Source organism: Pseudomonas sp. CFBP 13602 (assembly GCF_014842725.1).
Taxonomy (GTDB): Bacteria; Pseudomonadota; Gammaproteobacteria; order Pseudomonadales; family Pseudomonadaceae; genus Aquipseudomonas; species Aquipseudomonas baltica.
On sequence record NZ_JACYVT010000002.1, the window covers coordinates 33,862 to 54,120 of the forward strand.

Consider the following 20,259-nt stretch of genomic DNA (forward strand, 5'->3'; position numbering starts at 1 on the left):
CCAGTTGTTCTTCAGCCAATTGTTCGATGGGCACTTGTTCGCTCCTTGATCAAGCCGATTACGCTTGAGACTCCCAGGTAAATTCGACGTGCGCGCTGCGCCCGTCTTCCGACCAGCCCGCGCTGTGGCTCAGTTGGCGGACCAGATTGACACCACGCCCAGACAGTCCGTGCACGCTCGGCGGCTTCGCCAGGACCTGTTTCGGATCGAATCCCTTGCCGCTGTCTTCGACCACGATTCTCAGGACTCCGCCAACCCCGTGCGGGCGTATCTGCAAGTGTATGCGTATATAGCCCTCTTCCAAAGCCGCCAGGCGATCGTTACGCAACGCGTAGTACTGGGCGAATCCGGTGGCATCGCACTTGAGCGCGGAATCGAGGCCGAGTACGCCATGCTCCAGCGCGTTGGAGTATAACTCGGCAAACACGCTGTACAGCTCTCCACTCTGCGGACGCAGGCCGTGAATTTCCTGCAGCAATTGCAGGATGTACGGCAAGGGATTGAAGCGGCGCAAGGTGTCGGCACGAAACTCGAACATGGCCGACCAGTCGAGCGGGCTCGACTGGCCGCTGTCGGAATAGATCAGGCTGGCCGGGGGCTGGCGCTCGGCGTCGATCAATGCCAGCTGCACCATGCTCACATCGTCGCGCGATTCACCGCGGAAATCATGCAAAGCCTGCAGGATGCCTTCGAACAGCGACTCAGGGTCCTTGTGCGTGTCGAAGACGCGTTCGAGCCTCTCCACGCCGAAAGACTGCTCTTGCGCATTGCTGGTTTCGATGACGCCGTCGGACAGCAGCAGAACTCGATCGCCAGGCGCCAGCGGCCAGACCTCGGTCTGGTCCTCGAAACGGGTGGCCGGCAATACGCCCAGCGGCAGATGACGCGACACCAGCGCGACACGCGCCGAGCCATCCTGGCGGTGCAGGTAGCCGTCGGGCATGCCGCCGTTCCAGACTTCGACCGTGCAACGCTGGAAGCTCAGGCGCAACATGGTGGCGCAGCAGAACATGTCCACCGGCAGGATCCGCTTGAGCTTGGCGTTCATCTCGCGAAGAATCTCGTTGAGCCCGTAGCCCTTCGCCGTCATGCCATAGAACACCTCGGCCAAGGGCATCGCGCCCACCGCCGCCGGCAGCCCGTGCCCGGTGAAATCACCGAGCAGCACATGCATGTCGCCCGAAGGCGTGTAGGCAGCCAGCAGCAGGTCGCCATTGAACAGCGCATAGGGCGACTGCAGGTAACGCACGTTGGGAGCGTCGAGGCATCCGGAATGGGCGATCTGGTCGAACACCGCCTTGGCCACGCGCTGCTCGTTGAGCAGGTAGTCATGATGGCGGGTGATCAGGTCTCGCTGCTCGAGCACCGTGGCCTGCAAGCGGCGCAGGCGATCCATTGCCTTGATCTTGGCGGCCAGGATCACCTGGTTGTAGGGCTTGGCCAGAAAATCGTCGCCACCGGCGTCCAGACAACGCACCAGCGCCTGTTCTTCGGTCAGCGAGGTCAGGAAGATCACCGGCACCAGGGCCTCACCGGCCAGCTGCTTGATGGCACGCGCAGCCTCGAAGCCGTCCATGACCGGCATCATGGCATCGAGCAGCACCAACTGCGGACGCTGCTGGCGGAACACTTCGACCGCCTCCTGGCCGTTGCTGGCCGTGATCACCGCATGCCCCTGACGTCGCACGATGCTGGACAGCAGCATGCGGTCGGTCATGTTGTCGTCGGCGATCAGGACCGTCAGCGCTTCCTCGTTGGCTGGCTGCATCAGGAGATCTTGAACAACTTGTCGAAATTGGAGATCGCCAGGATCTTGCGCACGTCGGGAGAAATGTTCATCAGTGCGATGTCGGCGTTGTCGCCCCCGGCGTGGTCGCGCAACAACAGCAGCATGCCCAGGGCTGAGCTATCCATGTAGGTAGTGTTCTTCAGGTCGATGACATAACGGCTGGGCTTACCGGCACGCTCGTCCTCGTAGGCTTCGCGAAACTGCTGGTGCAGGCTGAAATCGAACCGGCCCGAAATGGCCACCGATGACGTATTGCTTTCAGGGTCGAAGGTCTGGGTGACAGAACTCTGGGTTACAGCCATGTAGTAATGCTCCTTGGGTGTGCCTTGCAGGCCAGATGTAGCACCGCTCTGCAGAGCGTTCAACGGGGTACTGACAAATTCCGGCTAAAAGTTCTCGTGCCTGGGCAGGCGTTGCGACAACTCGTCGAGCAGCCGCTGTTCCCGCTTGTCCTCCAGCTGCCTGGCCTCGAGGATATAGCGCTGCACCAGCTTGCGCAGCCCTTCCACTCGAGCATAGGCCTGTTGCCAGGTGGCGCGCGCATTGTTCAAGTTGTTCTGATGCCACGCAAGGCTCTGTTTCTGCTGGCCGACGGCCGTTTCCAACTGGTTGAGAAAGCGCTGATAGTTCAACAGCCATTGCCCGGACACGCCACGACTGCCGTTGCTGATCCACTGTTGCTGGTAGTCGTTGCGGAAGCGTTCGAGCTCGGCCAGCTTGGCTTCGGCCAGGCTCACCTGACCCTGGAAATGCCCCAGCCGCTGGGCAGCCTTGCGCTCGGTGCTTTCGGCCATTTCCACCACGGGCGCCAGGCGCGCCGCACGACTCATCGCCATGGTCGCTTACCCCGGTGCCACGGGCGTGAACACTGCCGCCAGGCGCTCGGCGCTGGCCTGCAGGCTCTCATTGTCGTTCAGACCCTGGCGCAGGTAGCGCACCAGTTGCGGCTGAAGGGCAATGGCCAGGTCGGTCTCGCGATCGCCGCCGGCCACGTAGGCACCGACGCTGATCAAGTCACGGCTCTGCTGGTAGCGCGACCACAGCTGCTTGAACTGCTGGGCCTGGGCCAGATGCTGGGGGCTGACCACGCTGGGCATCACCCGGCTGATCGACGCTTCGATATCGATGGCCGGGTAATGCCCTTCTTCGGCCAGGCGCCGCGACAGCACGATGTGGCCATCGAGTACACCCCGTGCCGAGTCGGCGATCGGGTCCTGCTGGTCGTCGCCTTCGGACAACACCGTATAGAACGCGGTGATCGAGCCGCCCCCGGCCTCGGCATTGCCGGCCCGCTCGACCAGCTTGGGCAGCTTGGCGAAAACAGAGGGCGGATAGCCCTTGGTGGCAGGTGGCTCGCCGATAGCCAGGGCGATTTCCCGCTGGGCCTGGGCAAAACGGGTCAGCGAGTCCATCAGCAGGAGGACGTTCTTGCCCTTGTCGCGGAAATATTCGGCAATGCGGGTGCAGTACATGGCCGCGCGCAGACGCATCAGCGGGGCTTCGTCGGCCGGCGACGCCACCACCACCGAACGGCGCAGGCCCTCCTCGCCCAAGGTGTGTTCGATGAACTCCTTGACCTCGCGGCCGCGCTCGCCGATCAGCCCGACGACGATGATGTCGGCCTCGGTGAAGCGCGTCATCATGCCCAGCAGCACACTCTTGCCCACGCCGGTACCGGCGAACAGACCCAGGCGCTGGCCACGGCCCACGGTCAACAAGCCATTGATGCTGCGAATGCCGACATCCAGTGGCTGGCTGATGGGATCACGCTTGAGCGGGTTGATGGTGGGCCCGTCCATGGGGATCCAGTCCTCGGCCTTCATGCCGCCCTTGCCATCCAGCGCACGGCCGGCGCCGTCGAGAATGCGTCCGAGCATGCTCATGCCCATGGGCAGGCGCCCGGTATCGGCAACCGGGACCACCCGCGCGCCAGGCGCAATGCCGCTCACGCTGCCCACCGGCATCAGGTAGATCTTGCTGCCGGAAAAGCCCATGACTTCCGCTTCGACCTGCACCGGCTGGTCGCTGTCGTCGTTGATGACCACACAGCGACTGCCCATCGCGGCACGCAACCCTTCGGCCTCCAGGGTGAGCCCGACCATGCGCAGCAGGCGGCCTTCGACGATTGGCTGGCGCGGCAGGTCGATGGCCGCCTCGTAGGTGCCCAGGCGCTTGCCGAAGCTGGTGCGATCAAGCTTCATCGGGCTCACCCAGCTCGATGGTGATGTCGGCCGGGGCCGGGTGCATGTTCTGCTCGTGCAGTTGGTCGAACAGCTGGGCAATGGCCTGGGTGATGCGCGTCTCCATGCTGGCATCGATGCGACTGTGCTCGGTTTCGATACGGCAGCCACCGGGCTGCAGCGCGTCGTCTTCCTGGATGCGCCAGTTTTCCTCGTGCTTCTCCCGCAATGACTTGATCTGCTCGAAATCCTGGGGATTGATGAAGATGCGGATGTTGTTGGCGCCCATGGGCAACAACTTGAGCGCCTCACGCAGTACTTTCTCGATCTGGCTGGAATCGGTGACCAATTCGCGGCGAATGACCTGCCGGGCAATGTGCCCTACCAGCTCGACCAGGGATTTTTCGATCTGGGTGTCCTGATCGGCGATGGGCGTCAACAGGTGCCCCAACAGCCGGTCGAACTGGACCAGCTTGCTGGCCAGTGCGGCCTCGGCTTCCTGACGCACTTTGAGCTGGGTACTGTGAAAGCCTTCTTTTTCGCCGGTGGCGAAACCCTCGTTGTAGGCTTCCTGGCGAATGGCTTCGAGTTCTTCCAGGGTGATGGGCTGGACCTCGTCGAGGGGAACCTCTTCGATCTCCTCGACCGACACCGGCGCCAGCACCACCTCGACGGCGGGCCGTTCGGGATCGAAACTGGGCAACGCCCACAGGTCGGCGCTGCGCGCGTCGACGGCGCGGATCAGTTCACTGACGGGTTCTTGCGGGGGGCGGGACATGGCTTGCGATTCCTGGCGCCTGGGTGCGAAGTGGGGTCGCTCGGAGCCGACCACCCCAGGGTGGCCAGCCTCCACGACGGAGGTCCGGGAGAGGGACGATTAGATCATCTCTTCCCCACCCTTGCCACCCAACACGATTTCACCGGCCTCGGCCATGCGCCGGGCAATGGTGAGCACTTCCTTCTGCGCCGACTCGACATCGCTGACCCGCACTGGCCCCTTGGCCTCGAGGTCGTCGCGCAGCAGTTCGGCCGCGCGCTTGGACATGTTCTTGAAGATCTTCTCGCGCACGCCTTCGTCGGCGCCCTTGAGCGCGACCACCAGTACGTCGGAAGAGACTTCGCGCAACAGCGCCTGAATGCCGCGATCGTCGACATCCTTGAGATTGTTGAAAACGAACATCAGGTCTTCGATCTGCCCGGACAGCTCTTCATCGACCTCGCGTATGGAGTCCATCAACTGGCCCTCGGACGAGCTGTCGAGGAAGTTCATGATGTCGGCGGCGCGCTTGACCCCACCCAGCGTGGTCCGCGTGGCGTTGGAGTTGCCGGAGAACTGTTTCTCCAGAATGGTATTGAGCTCTTTGAGCGCCGCAGGCTGTACGGTGTTCAGCGAAGACACGCGCAGGATGATGTCCAGGCGCGCCTTGTGCTCGAAATGCGCCAGCACTTCGCCGGCCTGGTCGGGGTCGAGGTAGGCCACGACGATCGACTGGATCTGCGGGTGTTCGTAGCGAATCACATCGGCCACGGCGCGGGGTTCCATCCATTTCAGGCTGTCCAGGCCGCTGGTGTTGCCGCCCAGCAGAATTCGGTCGATCAGGCCGTTGGCCTTGTCTTCGCCAAGGGCCGAGGTGAGCATCTTGCGGATGTAGTTGTCGGAACCCACGCCCAGGCCGGTCTGGTCGCCGACCACGGTGACGAATTCACTCATCACCTGCTCGACCTGCTCGCGGTGCACATTGCGCATCTGCGCCATGGCCACGCCCACGCGCTGGACCTCCTTGGGACCCATGTGGCGAAGCACCTGCGCCGCGTCGGTTTCACCCAGCGACAGCAGAAGAATGGCGGCCTTGTCGACCTTGGTCAGCTTGGGGGTGACGGCTTGTGAACTACTCATCGGCATTGATCCACTCTTTCACGACCTGGGCCACTCGGCCCGGGTCTTCGGCCACAAGACTCTTGATTGCATTCAGTTGGGCGTCATAGCCCTCGGTCGGGCTGGGCAGCAGAATGCTCTGCGGCCCACCCAGGCTGACCCGATCGTTGGCCAGCTCGCTGTCCATGCCCAGGGCGGCCACACCGCCCAGCCCGCCGGCGGCACCAAGTTCGCCATCGCCCGGCCTGGATTTGCCACCACCGGTGATGTTGGTCAGCACCGGGCGCAACACGCCGAACACCAGGACCAGGATGAACAGCACGCCCAGCGCCTGTTTCATGATGTCCCAGAACCAGGGTTCCTTGTAGAACGCAGGCTCGGTGATGACTTCCGCCGAGTTGGGCGCGAACGGTACGTTGATCACGGTCACGCTGTCGCCACGGCTCGCATCGAAGCCCACGGCATCCTGTACCAGACGGGTGAAACGGGCCAGCTCCTGGGCATTCCAGGGCGCCAGGGTCACGGTGCCGTCGGCCGGGTTGACCTTGGCCTGGTCATCGACCACCACGGCGACCGACAACCGGGTCAGGCGACCCTGCTGCTGCTTGGTGTGGCTGATGGAGCGGTCGAGCTCGAAATTCTTGGTCGACTGCTGACGCTTGTCGGCCGGATACGGCGCCAGCATCGGCTGGCCGGTGGCCGGGTCCATGATCTGCTGGCCATTGGCGTCGAGCAGCGGCTGGCCTGGCTGGATCGCGCCAGCGGCTGCCTGCCCCTGGGCGGCATTCTGCGGTGCGGTGGCCGGGCCCGGTGGCTGGTTGCTCAAGGCGCCGGGCACACCCGATGGGCCCGAACCGCTGGAACGTTGCTCGCTGGTGGACTGCTCGCTGCGCAGTGCCGGCTGGTCCGGGTTGAACTGCTCGGAGGTCGACTCGACCGCGCTGAAATCCAGGTCCGCCGACACCTCGGCCTTGAACCGATCACTGCCCACCACCGGTTGCAGTATGTTGTGGACACGCTGGGTCAGCATGCTTTCCATGCGGCGACTGTAGTCGTACTGCTTGCCGGCCATGGTCAACGCGTTGTCTTCCAGCTGCGCCGACAGCAGGGTGCCCTTCTGGTCGACGACCGACACGTTGGACTTGTTCAGTTCCGGGACGCTGGTCGCCACCAGATTGACGATGGCCGCGACCTGGCCGGCATCCAGGGTCCGGTTGGGGTACATTTCCACCAGCACCGAGGCGGTTGGCTTGCGTTCGTCACGGACGAACACCGAACTCTTCGGGATGGCCAGGTGCACGCGCGCAGCCCGGATATTGTTCAGGCTGCCGATGGTACGGGCCAGCTCGCCTTCCAGGCTGCGGCGGTAGCGCGCCGTTTCCATGAACTGGCTGGTGCCCAGGCCTTGTTCCTTGTCGAGCGACTCGTAGCCGACGTTGCCGTCGCTGGGTGCAACGCCGGCCGAGGCCAGGGCGATGCGCGCACGCGACTGGTCGTCGGCCTTGACCAGCAAGGCGCCGGAGTTGGGTTCCACGGTATAGGGAATGTTGGCCGTGGTCAGGGTGTCGATCACCTGCTTGGTGTCCATGCCCGCCAGGCTGCCGTACAGCGGCCGGTAGTCGGGTTGCTGCGACCAGAGCACCACGGCGAAGCCGATCGCGACGCTCGCAGCCAGGCCGACCAACAGGCCGACCTGACGCAGCATGGTCATCTGCGACAGATTCTGCAGGACAGACAAGCCCATGAGCGGCGATTTGTTGCCGCTCTTGGCAGGGAGGTTATCGGTGGTCGCTTCAGCCATGACTCAATTCGTCCTCAGACCGGCATCTGCATGATGTCTTGATATGCCTGGACCAGCTTGTTGCGCACTTGGGTCAAGGCCTGGAACGAGACACTGGCTTTCTGCGAGGCGACCATCACATCGGTGAGGTCGACGCCGCTCTTGCCGATCTCGAAAGCAGTGGCCAGTTGGCTGGAAGCACCCTGCACGTCCGCGACCTTGTTGATGGCGCCGCCGAGCATGTCGGCAAAGCTGCTGGCGCCGACTTCCGGCGCCGCAACCGCCGCAGGCCTGGCCATGGCGTCCGCCTGCATGGCGCGCATGTCCAGCATCAAGCGGTTGAATTCAATACCTTGGCTCATGGGTGACCCTCTGCGACGACCTGCGTTTTTTTGACACTGCTGCATTCACTACAGAGGTAGTAGCAAGGAGGGTGCCAGTTGCAGTCGCAGGCTTGCGAAACAGATCGATGGCGACGAATCGCCGCAGCCGCTGCCGGTCAGAGGGCGTCCGTCACGAGGCGAACAGACTGGCCTCCACGTCCATTCCGGCATCGCGCATCTGCGCCAGCTTGTAGCGCAGCGTTCGTGGACTGATGCCCAGGCGCTGGGCGGCTTCCTTGCGGCGGCCGCGCTCGCTGCGCAAGGTATCAATGATCATTTCGAATTCCCGTCGGCGCAGATCGTCCTCCAACGCGCCGGCCGGCAGCCCGACCGGGGCCTGGGTTTCCAACGGCAGTGCCGGGGCACGGGCTTGCACCACCAGGCTCAACGGCGGCAACGGTGCCGCGCCTGCAGGCCCGGCCAGGCAGAAGTCGGCTGCCTGGATCAACCCGCCGTGCTGCAGGATCAAGGCGCGCTGAATGGCGTTGTCCAACTCGCGAACGTTGCCCGGCCACGGATGATCGAGCAGGCACTGTTCGGCCGGTGGCGAGAAACGCACAGGCGCGTGCTTCATCTTGTCGACATGGCGGTCCAACAAGCGTCGCGCCAGCGGCAGGATATCGGCGCGGCGCTCGCGCAGAGGTGTCCACGCCAGCGGGAAGACCGAAAGACGGTAGAACAGGTCTTCGCGAAAGCGCCCCGCCGCCACGTCGGCCGCCAGGTTGCGGTTGGTGGTGGCGATGACGCGTATGTCCAGGGCGATGGGTTTGCGCGCGCCGACGCGCTCGACCTCACGCTCCTGCAACACGCGCAACAGCTTGGCCTGCAGGCCCAGCGGCATCTCGGAAATTTCATCGAGCAACAAGGTGCCGCCATCGGCCTGCTCGAACTTGCCCGCCTGCGCCGCGACAGCGCCGGTGAACGCGCCCTTCTCGTGGCCAAACAGCGTGGCTTCGAGCATGTTGTCGGGAATCGCCGCGCAATTGATGGCGACGAAAGCCTGTTCTGCGCGCCGCGACTGCTGGTGAATGTAGCGTGCCAGCACTTCCTTGCCGGTGCCTGATTCACCGGATATCAGCACCGTGGAATCACTGCGTGCAACCCGTGCCGCCAGCTCGAGCAAGGCCAGGCTGGCCGGCTCCAGTGCAACCGGGCCGTGATCGGTACCGGCCGTGACCAGGCCGCGGCCATGCCGGGTCACCAGGTCGAGCAGCGCGCGCGGCTCGAATGGCTTGACCAGGTAGTCCGCCGCACCCTGGCGCATGGCATCCACCGCACGCTCGACGGCGCCATGGGCCGTCATCAGCAACACCGGCAGTTGCGGCTGCCGGGCGCGTAGCCTGGCAAGCAACTGGTGCCCATCGATACCGGGCATGTTGACGTCGCTGACCACGATCCCGAAGGGCTCGCGCGCCACTGCCAACAATGCTTCCTCGGCACAGCTCACTGCCTCGAATTCGAAGCCACCCAGCTCCAGCGTATCGCCCAGCGCCTCGCGCAGGGCCCGGTCGTCCTCGACCAACAGCACCTTGATGCTCATGGAGCTCGCTCCTGCAGGGCCACCAATGGCAGGGTCAAAGTGGCGCAGCTGCCGCGGCCGAGCGTGGAGCGCAGTATCAACTCGCCTTGATGCGCCCTTGCCACGGCCTTGACCACCGACAGGCCGAGCCCGGTACCGGTGGGCTTGGTGGTAAAGAACGGCTCACCCAGCCGCGCCAGCGTTGCCGGGGCCATGCCAGGCCCATTGTCACTGACGCACAGGCGCAGGGTGTCGTCGCGCGCATACAGATGGACCTTCAGCCGTGCCTCGCCGGCGCTGGCCTGGATGGCGTTGTCGATCAGGTTGAGTACCGCGCCCACCAAGGTGTCCTTGTTGCACAGCAACTCGCCGGCATGGCTGTCGCACTGCCAACGCACGGCGACATTGTGCACATGGGGCTGGGCGGCGGCCTGCAGGGCCTGCAGCAACTGGCGGGGCGTGAGGCGATCGGGCAGCGGCAGCTCGCCGCGGGCGAACACCAGCATGTCGCGAACCTGGTTTTCCAATTCATGCAGACGCTCCTTGAGGCGTCCAGCGAAGCGCTGCTGGATCTGCACCGGCAGTGGTTTTTCGGTCAGGTGACTGGCGTACAACAGCGCTGCCGACAGCGGCGTGCGTATCTGATGGGCCAGCGAGGCCATCATCCGGCCCAGTGACGACAGGCGCTCACTGCGCGCCACTTCGCTCTGCAGACGGCGGGTCTCGGTCAGATCGGTAAGCAACACCAATTGACCAGGCTCGGCGTCCAGCGAGCGGGTGGAAATCGACAGACGCCGCCCATCGATCAAAGAGATTTCATGACCGTCGTCGCGGCGTGGCGCGAAACTGCGGACGATCACCTCGCGCCACAGTTCGCCTTCCAGAGGCGCACCCAGCATATTCGCGGCTGCCGGGTTGGCTTCGCGCACACGACCATGCCCATCGATGACGATGACGCCGCCGGGCAACAGATCGAGCAGGTTCTGCAGGCGATTGGCAAGCCGTTCCTTTTCCGCCAGTTCGGCCAGGCGCTGGGCGCTGACCACTTCCAGCTCACCCTTGAGCGATGCCACGCGCGCCTCGAGCAGGCTGTAGGAGTCGCTCAAGCGGTCGGACATCTGGTCGAACAGGACGAACGCCTGGTCCAGCCCCTGGCGGCTGTCGGATGGCGCTACGGACACGGAAGCGTCGCTGCGGGGCATGGGCGCGGAGGGCTGGATAGCGGCCTGTGGCATGGGTCTCTCTCACTTGGCTCACCGTCAAAAACGGTATCGTGAAAGGGATAAAAGCAATAGCCGTGCCGGGTGAAACCCTGCGGGCTGCGAGCGCCGCAAGGAACAGTCGGATGGCGCAGGGAAAGTGTGGGAGTTCAAGCGCTTGGCGCGCTTTGCCGGAAACGGCAGATGTTGTATGAAGCATGGCCACTGCCTGAAGGGCAGCGGCCGGTCGAGCCGCAGGCGTCAATCGTCTGCCTGTTGCTCTTCGCCCTCGCCTTCGCGTCGGCTCATGCCGTACTTGCGCATCTTCTCCACCAGGGTGGTACGGCGGATGCGCAGACGTTCCGCGGCGCGCGCGACGATGCCATTGGCATCGTCCAGCGCCTGCTGGATCAAACCCTGTTCCAATCCGCCCAGGTAGTCCTTGAGGTCGAGCCCCTCGGGCGGCAGCATGGCGCTGGAAGCGAAGTCGGGCGTATGGCCGTTGATTGCCACACGCTCTTCCAGATCGCTGCGCAGGCTGTCGACCAATTGCTCGTCCTCGTCGTCGACGTAGCGAAATTTCTTCGGCAACTCGACCACGCCAATCACACCATACGGATGCATGATCGCCATCCGCTCGACCAGGTTGGCCAATTCACGCACGTTGCCCGGCCAGCCATGGCGGCAGAGCGACATGATGGCTGCCGAGTTGAAGCGGATCGACCCACGCTTTTCATGCTCCATGCGCGAGATCAGCTCGTTCATCAAAAGCGGGATGTCTTCCACGCGCTCGCGCAGCGGGGCCATCTCGATGGGGAACACGTTGAGGCGGTAATACAGGTCTTCACGGAACGTGCCGACCTCAATCATGCTTTCCAGATTCTTGTGCGTGGCCGCAATGATGCGCACATCGATGCTCTGGGTCTTGTTGCTGCCCACGCGCTCGAATGTCCGTTCCTGTAACACTCGCAGCAGCTTGACCTGCATCGGCAACGGCATGTCGCCGATTTCGTCGAGGAACAGGGTACCGCCGTTGGCCAACTCGAAGCGGCCGGCGCGGCTGGTGATCGCGCCGGTGAAGGCGCCCTTCTCGTGACCGAACAGCTCGCTTTCGAGCAACTCGGCCGGAATCGCGCCACAGTTCACCGGCACGAATGGCGCATCGCGACGCTTGGAATGGTAGTGCAGGTTGCGCGCGACCACTTCCTTGCCGGTACCCGACTCGCCGAGGATGAGCACGCTGGCATCGGTATCGGCCACTTGCTGCATCATCTGGCGCACATGCTGGATGGCGCGGCTGGTGCCCACCAGGCTGCGGAACAGGTTGGGTTCGCGCTGACGGCCGCGCTCGCGGGCCTGGTCGTACATCTCGCGATAGACCTGGGCACGGTGCAGGGAATCGAGCAGCTTGCTGTAGCTGGGCGGCATCTCCAGGTGCGACAGCACGCGACGACGCAGGTCGTCGGGCAGCTCGACAGCACCTGGCTCGCCCAGCAGCAGCACCGGCAGGAACTCGTCCCAGTTGGCGAGCGTCTTCAGCAGGCCGGCAAGGTTGCCCGAAGACACCTCCCCCACCAGGACGCAGAGCACCTCGCGGCTGGACGACAGCGCGTCGACCGACATCTGCCAGTCAGCGCTGCCACAGGCCAGGTTCTCTTCGCCAAGAAAGTTCAGGATGACCGCCAGATCCCGGCGGCGAACGCTATCGTCATCGATCAGCAGAATTTTGGTTTCACGCCACATGCAATAGCAACTTCCCTAGTCAACTCGAAGCCCGAAAGGGCGCTTTCGACGTTTTTGGCCATGGTTTCAGCTAACAGACGCCAGACGAATCGTAACAGCCACTAGTAAAGGCAAAAAAATCGACTTAGTCAAATTTATGGCGCAATGGCTGTCAGCGGAACAGATGGTAAACCTTTGCAGCGTTCTTCGCTTGGGTGAACTGTGACATTTCGTCGACAACTGACTGACGCGCTAATCGAGTGACGTTGAGTAATTGACGGTAGACCTCGAGCAGATCCTCGAGGTGACTGCGCAATTGCACTGGGTCTTCCGGGACTTCCTGCAATACGCTGTCGACACAAGCCCGGCATTCGATGTCCAGAACGCCGATCGCATCCCAATCGCCTGCCTGCATGGCGTCTACCAAGGCGTGGCGAGTCTGCTGAATCCGCTGTAGTGCACTCATGGCAAACTCCTCAGGCCGGCTGTGCCGATTCGTGGCTGGCGATGGCGTCCCAACCGCTCTTGACGGTGATCATCAGCCGGGCGACTTCGTCGATCAACTGCGGATCATTCTTGATGTTGGCTTCGGTCAGGCGGCCGGACATGTAGGCGTAAAGGTCGTCGAGGTCCTTGATGGATTGCGACTCGCCGGCCTTGCTTGGATCCAGCCCCTGGCGCAGGCCACCAATGATGGCCACGGCCTTGCCGAGCATCTCGCCCTTCTGCGACACCTGACCACGGCTCAGCGCACCCTTGGCCTGGGCCATGCGATCGAGACTGCCCTGCATCAGCATCTGCACCAGCCGATGCGGCGTGGCTTCGGATGTCTGGGCATGGGAATCGACCTTCTGGTATTGGCTCAGCGCTCTCATGGCGTTCATTGCGGCGGACCTCGTAACACATGATTTGATGTTGTATCGCTTGGTTACTATGTCGTCGCGGGCGGGAAAAACTTTAGTGAGCCTGATGGAATATGCAAAGTAACGTGGTATCAGGTAATGAACGCCGTCGATATGGAAGCGTTCGTGCAAATGACGGATATGCAAAGGCCCGGCATAGACCGGGCCCCGTGAGTGGCACTTTTCGTCAATCGCTGTCGGTTTTGTTCAGCGCGTTCAGCGTGGTCATGATGCTCTTGCTGGTGGCGTTGAGCTGCGCGACGAGGGTGTCCATGGCGGTGTACTTGGCATTCAAGGTGTCCGTCAGGTTCTTGATCCGGCGGTCCAGGGCCTGCTGTTGCTCGGTCAATTTGGTCAGCGTGCCGGAGAGCGAATCCGAGCGCGAGGCGAGAATGCCGCCTTTCACCGCATAGGAGTCGGTCGCGGTGGTCATCCGCGAAAGCAGACCGTCCTTGCCGGTGAACATGTCCTGGATGGCTGCCACGTTGGCGGGATCGCCCATGGCCGTGTTCCACTTGGCGTCATCCATTGCCAGCAGACCGGTCTTCTGGTCGGTGTTGATGCCGAACTGCGACAGGGTCAGCTTGCTCGAGCCCGAGGAGGTGACCAACTCGTTGCGCATCGACTGGATCAGGTGGCGCACGGTGGAGTCGCCGGTCAGCCCTCCCCCACTGGTCGTGCCGTCGGCCCCGGTGCTGACCTTGGTCAGCGTGTTGAGTTGGGTCATCAGCGCGTTGTAGGCATCGACGAAGCCAGTGGTGGCTTTCTTCAGGGTGTCAGTGTTGGTGCTGACCGAGATGGTCGTCTTGGCGGCCCCTGCTTCCAACAGTTTGATTGACACGCCGCTGATGGCCGCGGCGACCGTATTGGTCGACGACTCCATCTCGATGCCGTCGATCTTGTACGTCGCATTGGTGGGCTCGTTCACAGTGGTGGAGGCAGTCAGCTTGTCGAGGCCACTGCCCGCCTCGGCGGTCATGGAAATCTCGGTACCCTTGCCGGTGGTCGAGGAGCTGAGGACAAGGCGCGAGCCACTGGCGTCGGTCAGGATGTTGGCACTGATACCGCGACCGACCAGCTGGGTGTTGATGAGATCGCGGGTCTGCGCCAACGTCGCACCCGCCGGAATGCTGATCTTGCTGTCTTTGAATGACTGAGTGATCGTCAAGGTCTGGGCGGAAGACGTAGCATTGACCACGGCTGCGCTCTTGTCGGCGTAGACGCCAGAAGAAATCTTCGAGGAAGTCGCCAGGGTCGTTACTTCAAGCGAGTACGTACCGTCGGAGGCGGAATCGGTCACGGTCACCGAAGCCGCCTTGTCGTTGGACGAGGCTCCGGTCAAGCCGCTGAACGCCGAGGCCTTGTTCATTGCCGCGACGGCGGCCCGATAGGTTTCCAGCGAGCTCTTGACGGTGCCAACGGCGGTCAAGGTGGTGGTGGTGGTCAGCGTCTGGGTATCGATCTGCTTTTGCTTGGGCGCTTTCTCGGCATTCACCAAGGCCTTGACGATGGCATCGGTGTCGATACCCGTGCCCACGCCGCTGGACTTGATCGCGCCGCTGGTGCTTGAGGTGGTGGTGCTTGAAGTACTGGCAGTCGTGGTGGCGGCGGTGGTGCCGGTAGTGGAGGAAACAGTAGCCATCGGTATCTCCTAGAATCGAGTCAGGCGTGTTTTTGACGGATACCGCCCCAAGCACACCCAGCTACATTTTTCGTGCCAGCTCAGATGGTCGCGTCGAGCAGACCGCTGCGACCGTCTGCCAGGCTCTGCGCCAACTTGAGCGCGGCCTCGGTTGGCAACTGACGAATGATTTCACCGCTGTCCGTAGCGATGACCTTGACCACGACGGCATGCGTCGAGTCGTCGATGGAGAATTCCAGGTTGCGCTGTGCGGTATTCACATGCGCCTGGAGGTCCTTCACCGCTTGTTCCAATTCGGCCCGCTCGGGAGTCACCGACTCGACCGCGGGTTCATCCTGCTTGACCTGCCGGGCAGGCAGGGAGGCGGCGCTCGCTGGCGCTGACGTGGCGGCAAGAGGCAATCTTGCAGTAACGCTCATGTCCATGTTTGATCACCCCGAAAATCAAAAAACGGAAGGGCGCGTGGGCACCCTTCCGTCAGTCAGCCAGGGGCCGTATTACTGAAGCAGCTTCAGTACGGACGATGGCAGCTGGTTGGCCTGGGACAGGATCGCGGTGGATGCCTGCTGCAGGGTTTGCTGCTTGGTCAGCTCGGCGGTTTCCGAAGCGAAGTCGGCGTCCTGGATACGGCTACGAGCGGCCGAGGAGTTCTCGGAGATGCTCTGCAGGTTCGACACAGTGCTGTCGAAACGGTTTTGCACCGCACCCAGGTCGGCGCGCTGGGCGTCGATGTTGGAGATGGCCTTGTCCAGTGCAGCGATTGCGTTCTGGGCGTTGAACGCGGTGGTGATGTCGGTTTCGCTGACCGAGGTGAGCTCGGAGGCCTTGCTGGACGAAGCACCGGCAGTACCAGTGGCGAACAGGCCGGTAACACCTACACCAGCGACCGAGTAGCCTTTGGACGAATCAAGCGAGACAGCACCGGTGGCGATGAAGGTGTCTGCAACGCCTACCGCAGTGCCTGGAGTACCGCTAGCGTCTTTGGTAGCTACCGTCACGTTCGCAGCAGCGGCGGCGGCACCGGTGACGGTGGTATCAACGCCGAACACGATATTTTCACCGGTGTCGGATTTGACCGACAGCGTGCCTGCCTTGCTGTCGTAGTTGACACTGATACCCAGTTTCGCGGCGTTCGAGTTCAACTGATCGGCAAGCGAGGCGGTATCGGTCACGCCAACCATGCTGACGGTTTCGCTGCTGCCGACCTTCATAGTGAAGGTTGCCGGAGCGGCTGCGGCACCTGCGCCTACGACGAAAGATGCCTCGGTGCTTGCCTTGGCGGTCAGACCGGGTACTGAACCGTTAAGCTGGCTGGCGATAGTCTTGGCTGACGCTTTGGCGTCGATGGTCACATCTTTGGTCTCACCCCCGCCTGTAACCTTGACTGCACCACCTGCAACCCCGGCAGCCGACACGGCTACACCGATACTCTTGACCTGCTGCGAACCGATAGCGTTGGCAGACACATCGCCCAACGTCACGTTGATGGTTTCGTTGGCATTGGCGCCGATCTGGAAGGCGGTGGAACCGAACGAGCCGTCGACCAGGTTGCGACCACCAAAGGTGGTGGTGTTGGCGATACGGGTCAGCTCGGAAGTCAGCTGGGTGTACTCGGACTGCAGCGAAGTCCGGTCATCGCCGCTGTTCGAACCGTTCGCCGACTGCAGGGCCAGTTCACGCATACGCTGCAGGATGTTGGTGGATTCCTGCATCGCGCCTTCAGCGGTCTGGGCGATGGAGATACCGTCGTTGGCGTTCTTCACTGCGACCGACAGGCCGTTGATCTGGCTGGTCAGACGGTTGGAGATCTGCAGGCCGGCGGCGTCGTCCTTGGCGCTGTTGATTTTCAGGCCCGAGGAAAGACGGGTCATCGAGGTGCTCAGCGCATCGGAAGCCTTGTTCAGGTTTTTCTGAACGGTCAAGGAAGCGGTGTTGGTGTTTACGGATAAGGCCATGACAAATTCCTCGGGGTTGTTAGCTGTGGCTTCCGGCCCTGGCGAGCGCCGGGTGTGGCCTAGAGAACCTTCGTAGTAGTTATCGTCGGTTCAGCGCTTTGCTTGAGGGCGATTGCAATGTTTTTTCGCCTTCAAGCCGCTGTAGCCGGAAAAAGCAAGCGTTGGCTTGATCTCTCTTGATAACTGTTTCGTCCGAGGAAGGGGGAACTTGAGGGGAATGGACAGCGATAGCGCGAATTTCTGGCGTCAACGGATCAACGGTAGCAGTGACCCGAATCGCGTCACGGTTGCCGCCGTGTGCATGCAAGAGCGCGGCGAGCCCGGACGCGGCTTGCGCCGCTGCTACAGGGGATCGCGGTATCTGTAGCAGCGGAGCAAGCCGCGTCGGCGGGCAACGCCGCATTTGTAGCAGCGGCGCAAGCCGCGTCGGCGGGCAACGTGGTATCCGCAGCAGCAGCTCAAGCCGCGTCAACGGACAACGCCGCATTTGTAGCAGCGGCGCAAGCCGCGTCTGGGGGCAACGCGGTGGATCAGGGGCGGTAGATGAGCGCCGAGCCCCAGGACAGGCCGACACCGAAGCCGCTCAGGGCAACGCGCTTCCAGGCGGAGTCGAGAATGTGCTTTTCCAGCAGCAGCGGGATACTGCTGGACACCGTGTTGCCGGTTTCGACCATGTCCTTGATGAACTTCTCCGGCTCTTCCTCGAAACGCCGGGCCACGGCATCGACGATCGCCGCACTGCCCTGGTGGATGCAGTAGGCGTCGACGTCGGCGCTGGTCAGGCCCGACTCATCGAGCAATTCGTGCAGATGCGCCGGGACCTTCAGCAGAGCGAAGTTGAACACCTGCCGACCGTTCATGAAAAACACCCCATCGGTGACCTTCAGGTGCGGGGCGCCGGAACCATCGGTACCGAACTTGGCCTTGCCCAGCTGCCAGGGCGCGTCCTCGCCCATCCAGGTGGCGGTGGCCGCGTCGCCGAACAGCATGGTGGTGTTGCGATCCTCGGGGTCGACGATCTTGGAGTACGGGTCGGCGGTGATCAGCAGGCCGTTCTTCAAGCCAGCCGCTTCCATGAAGCCCTTGAGCGCATAGATGCCGTACACATAGCCCGAGCAACCCAGGCTGATGTCGAACGCCGCAACGTTGGTCGACAGGCCGAGCTTGTCCTGAACGATAGCTGCGGTGTGTGGCAGGCCCTCCTCGTCCCCGTTCTGGGTGACGACGATCAAGGCGTCGATGGACTCGCGGGACAGCTGCGGATTGCTGGCGAACAAGGCGTTGGCCGCTTCCACGCAGAGGTCGGAGGTTTCCTGGTCGTCGGACTTGCGCGGCAGGAAGGCCGAACCGATCTTGCCGATGATGAAATCTTCATCCTTGGCGAATTTGGCACCTTGGGCGTAGTTGTCCAGGCCTTCGGCAGGCACGTAACTCGCGATGCTTTTTATGCCAATCATTGTGGCTTCCCAATACAAAGGTAGCTGGAGGCCATTACGCGGAGCGTTTGCGCAATGCCATCGAAAAGGGTGTCAGGCGGCGTCGGCCCAGGTAAGACGGCGCCACTGCTGCCAGAAACGAAGCAGCTGCAGGCCGCTGATTCAGCGGCCCGGCAATACATAAGTGTGAAGATGCACGATTCGACCCATTGGTCACACAGGTATTGTGCCATAGGCGGTAGGAAATGGCGCGCGGCGGGGTCGTGCGAGACGGGGCCTGCGCCCCGCCGATCAGAGTTTGTTGAACAGACTCAGCTGGGAGATCTTCGCGAAGGCCAGCTGCGAAGCCTGCAGCATGGTCTGTTGCAGACTCAAGGTCACCGATGCGGTGGCAAAGTCGGTGTCGGAAATCGCCGACTGCGTGCTCTTGTTGGCCAACGCCAGGCTGACGTTCTCGTCGTTCTGGATAGCCAGCGAGTTGAGCCGCGCACCGATCTGCCCGCGGGAGATGTCGATGTTCTCGTTGGCGCTGGCCAGGTTGCCCAACGCCGAGTCGGTGGCGTTCTTCAATGCCAGCGCGGATCTGGCGTCGGTCACCGGTAGCTCAAGGGCGGACTTGAGCTGATGCAGCGTATCCAGCACGTTCTGGGTCTTGTGGCTGTTCGCGTTGACACTGAAGCTGTCGCCCGCGCCGGCCTGGCCCGAAACAGTGAAGGTCACCCCCGCCGCCGTGATCGAACTGCCAGCGGCACCGACAACCACTGCTCCCTTGCCAATGGCTTGGCTGGAATCGGTCAGTGGTTGGGCGTAGACCTCGTACTCGCTGTCGCTGGTGAACTTGATCACCGCCCCGCCAGCCGGGAAAGCTGCGGAATAGCGATCGGCATCGGTCACGTTCGCGCTGGTCAGCTGCGCCGTGGAGGTGTTGGCCGCGTTGCGCGTCGAACTGATGCTGTCCGGCTTGCTGCCCAGGCTGAACGTGCGCCCTGCCATGTCGGCATCGGCAACGGTGCCCAGCGCGCTCTGCTTGGCCGCCACGTCGATGTCGAACTCCACACCGTACAGGCTGATAGTGGTACCACCGTCGGCCTTCGGGTCAAAGGTGCCGTTGCCAGTGACCTGCGAGGTCACATCCTGGTTCTTGCTGTTGGTGAGGGTGAACTGGGTGCTGCTGGTGAACGTCAGCTTGTACGGCTGGCCGTCGGTGAACGCCTTGTTGTAGGTGGTCAGCGATTCGAGGCGGCCATCGGACACGGTCAGCAGGCCGTCGTCGACCACCGGTGCGGTCATGGTGGTTTGCGTACGGCTGGTGTTCACCGCTGTTTCCAGGATGCCGTAGCCGGTGTCGTTGGTCGCCAGTTGCAGGGTATCGGACACCTGCAGGCTGAGCTGGGTCTGGTCGCCCTGGTAGGTATAGCTGCCGTCGCTGTTCTGCACATAAGGCGGCGTGCTGGTCTTGGATCCGGAGAACATGTACTGGCCGTTGGCATCCTTGGTGTTGAGCAGGCCAAGGACGTTTTTCTCGATCTCGCCGATTTCGCTGGCAATCGAGGTGCGGTCGGCATCGCTCAGGCCGCCGTTACCGGCCTGAATCGTCAATTCCTGGGCCCGCTGCAAGGCCGTAGTGATGCTGTCGAGCACACTCTCTTCCTGGGTCAGCGAGTTGGTAACGCTGGTCATGTTGCCGCTGTACTGGGTCAGCAAGGTGCTCTGCTGCTGCAGTTGCAACAGTTTGGCGGCACCGACCGGATCGTCACCGGCACTCTGGATGCGATTGCCCGAGCTGATCTGCGCCTGGGTCTTGGCGGTGTCCGAGAAATTCTTGGAATAGCCGGTCGCGCTGGTCTCGAAGTACTGAGAAGTGGAAATTCGCATG

Annotated in this window: 18 protein-coding genes; all 18 read right to left on the bottom strand. The window is 62.7% G+C overall.

The window, feature by feature from the left end; genetic code table 11:
- Positions 1-58 precede the first annotated feature (58 nt).
- The 18 genes from IFU31_RS03355 to IFU31_RS03440 all read right to left on the bottom strand — a co-directional run bounded on the left by IFU31_RS03355 (position 59) and on the right by IFU31_RS03440 (position 20,258).
- Positions 59-1,768: an ATP-binding SpoIIE family protein phosphatase gene (locus IFU31_RS03355; RefSeq protein WP_185794508.1), complete on the bottom strand. Its 1,710-nt coding sequence runs from the start codon at positions 1,766-1,768 to the stop codon at positions 59-61.
- Positions 1,768-2,091, bottom strand: coding sequence for an STAS domain-containing protein (locus IFU31_RS03360; RefSeq protein ID WP_122475908.1), 324 nt, complete (start codon positions 2,089-2,091; stop codon positions 1,768-1,770). The genes IFU31_RS03355 and IFU31_RS03360 overlap by 1 nt, the downstream gene beginning before the upstream one ends.
- An 84-nt stretch (positions 2,092-2,175) precedes the next feature.
- Positions 2,176-2,625, bottom strand: coding sequence for a flagellar export protein FliJ (gene fliJ / locus IFU31_RS03365; protein WP_122475909.1), 450 nt, complete (start codon positions 2,623-2,625; stop codon positions 2,176-2,178).
- Between the two features lie 6 nt (positions 2,626-2,631).
- Positions 2,632-3,990 (bottom strand): flagellar protein export ATPase FliI, encoded by a 1,359-nt coding sequence (gene fliI, locus IFU31_RS03370; protein WP_122475911.1) that lies wholly within the window; start codon positions 3,988-3,990, stop codon positions 2,632-2,634.
- The gene (gene fliH / locus IFU31_RS03375) at positions 3,980-4,747 is read right to left on the bottom strand and encodes a flagellar assembly protein FliH (protein WP_122475912.1); all 768 of its coding nucleotides are present in this window, start codon (positions 4,745-4,747) and stop codon (positions 3,980-3,982) included. The genes fliI and fliH overlap by 11 nt, the downstream gene beginning before the upstream one ends.
- 99 nt (positions 4,748-4,846) lie before the next feature.
- Positions 4,847-5,866 carry a flagellar motor switch protein FliG gene (gene fliG, locus IFU31_RS03380; RefSeq protein ID WP_043193255.1) on the bottom strand — a complete coding sequence of 340 codons (1,020 nt, stop codon included), beginning with the start codon at positions 5,864-5,866 and terminating at the stop codon, positions 4,847-4,849.
- A complete protein-coding gene (gene fliF, locus IFU31_RS03385) occupies positions 5,859-7,646 on the bottom strand; it encodes a flagellar basal-body MS-ring/collar protein FliF (RefSeq protein WP_192053332.1) in 1,788 nt (595 codons plus the stop codon). Before fliF ends, fliG begins: the two co-directional genes overlap by 8 nt.
- Positions 7,647-7,660: 14 nt before the next feature.
- Positions 7,661-7,987 carry a flagellar hook-basal body complex protein FliE gene (fliE, locus tag IFU31_RS03390; RefSeq protein ID WP_122475915.1) on the bottom strand — a complete coding sequence of 109 codons (327 nt, stop codon included), beginning with the start codon at positions 7,985-7,987 and terminating at the stop codon, positions 7,661-7,663.
- Positions 7,988-8,138: 151 nt separating this feature from the next.
- Entirely contained in the window at positions 8,139-9,548 is a 1,410-nt protein-coding gene (locus tag IFU31_RS03395; RefSeq protein WP_192102305.1) for a sigma-54-dependent transcriptional regulator, read from the bottom strand.
- Positions 9,545-10,762, bottom strand: coding sequence for a sensor histidine kinase (locus IFU31_RS03400; RefSeq protein ID WP_192102306.1), 1,218 nt, complete (start codon positions 10,760-10,762; stop codon positions 9,545-9,547). The genes IFU31_RS03395 and IFU31_RS03400 overlap by 4 nt, the downstream gene beginning before the upstream one ends.
- A 225-nt stretch (positions 10,763-10,987) precedes the next feature.
- Positions 10,988-12,469 carry a sigma-54 dependent transcriptional regulator gene (locus tag IFU31_RS03405; RefSeq protein WP_122475920.1) on the bottom strand — a complete coding sequence of 494 codons (1,482 nt, stop codon included), beginning with the start codon at positions 12,467-12,469 and terminating at the stop codon, positions 10,988-10,990.
- A gap of 151 nt (positions 12,470-12,620) precedes the next feature.
- Positions 12,621-12,914 (bottom strand): flagellar protein FliT, encoded by a 294-nt coding sequence (locus tag IFU31_RS03410; protein WP_122475922.1) that lies wholly within the window; start codon positions 12,912-12,914, stop codon positions 12,621-12,623.
- 10 nt (positions 12,915-12,924) lie between these two features.
- Complete coding sequence (gene fliS, locus IFU31_RS03415; RefSeq protein ID WP_122475924.1) at positions 12,925-13,332, bottom strand: flagellar export chaperone FliS; 408 nt, start codon at positions 13,330-13,332, stop codon at positions 12,925-12,927.
- Positions 13,333-13,537: 205 nt separating this feature from the next.
- Entirely contained in the window at positions 13,538-14,992 is a 1,455-nt protein-coding gene (gene fliD / locus IFU31_RS03420) for a flagellar filament capping protein FliD (protein WP_192102307.1), read from the bottom strand.
- A gap of 80 nt (positions 14,993-15,072) precedes the next feature.
- Positions 15,073-15,417 carry a flagellar protein FlaG gene (locus IFU31_RS03425; protein ID WP_122475927.1) on the bottom strand — a complete coding sequence of 115 codons (345 nt, stop codon included), beginning with the start codon at positions 15,415-15,417 and terminating at the stop codon, positions 15,073-15,075.
- A gap of 72 nt (positions 15,418-15,489) precedes the next feature.
- A complete protein-coding gene (locus IFU31_RS03430; protein WP_122475929.1) occupies positions 15,490-16,947 on the bottom strand; it encodes a flagellin in 1,458 nt (485 codons plus the stop codon).
- Positions 16,948-17,477: 530 nt separating this feature from the next.
- On the bottom strand, positions 17,478-18,404 hold the full coding sequence (locus IFU31_RS03435) for a ketoacyl-ACP synthase III (protein ID WP_122475930.1): 927 nt from the start codon (positions 18,402-18,404) through the stop codon (positions 17,478-17,480).
- A gap of 270 nt (positions 18,405-18,674) precedes the next feature.
- Complete coding sequence (locus IFU31_RS03440) at positions 18,675-20,258, bottom strand: flagellar hook-associated protein 3 (RefSeq protein WP_192102308.1); 1,584 nt, start codon at positions 20,256-20,258, stop codon at positions 18,675-18,677.
- Position 20,259: the final 1 nt, after the last annotated feature.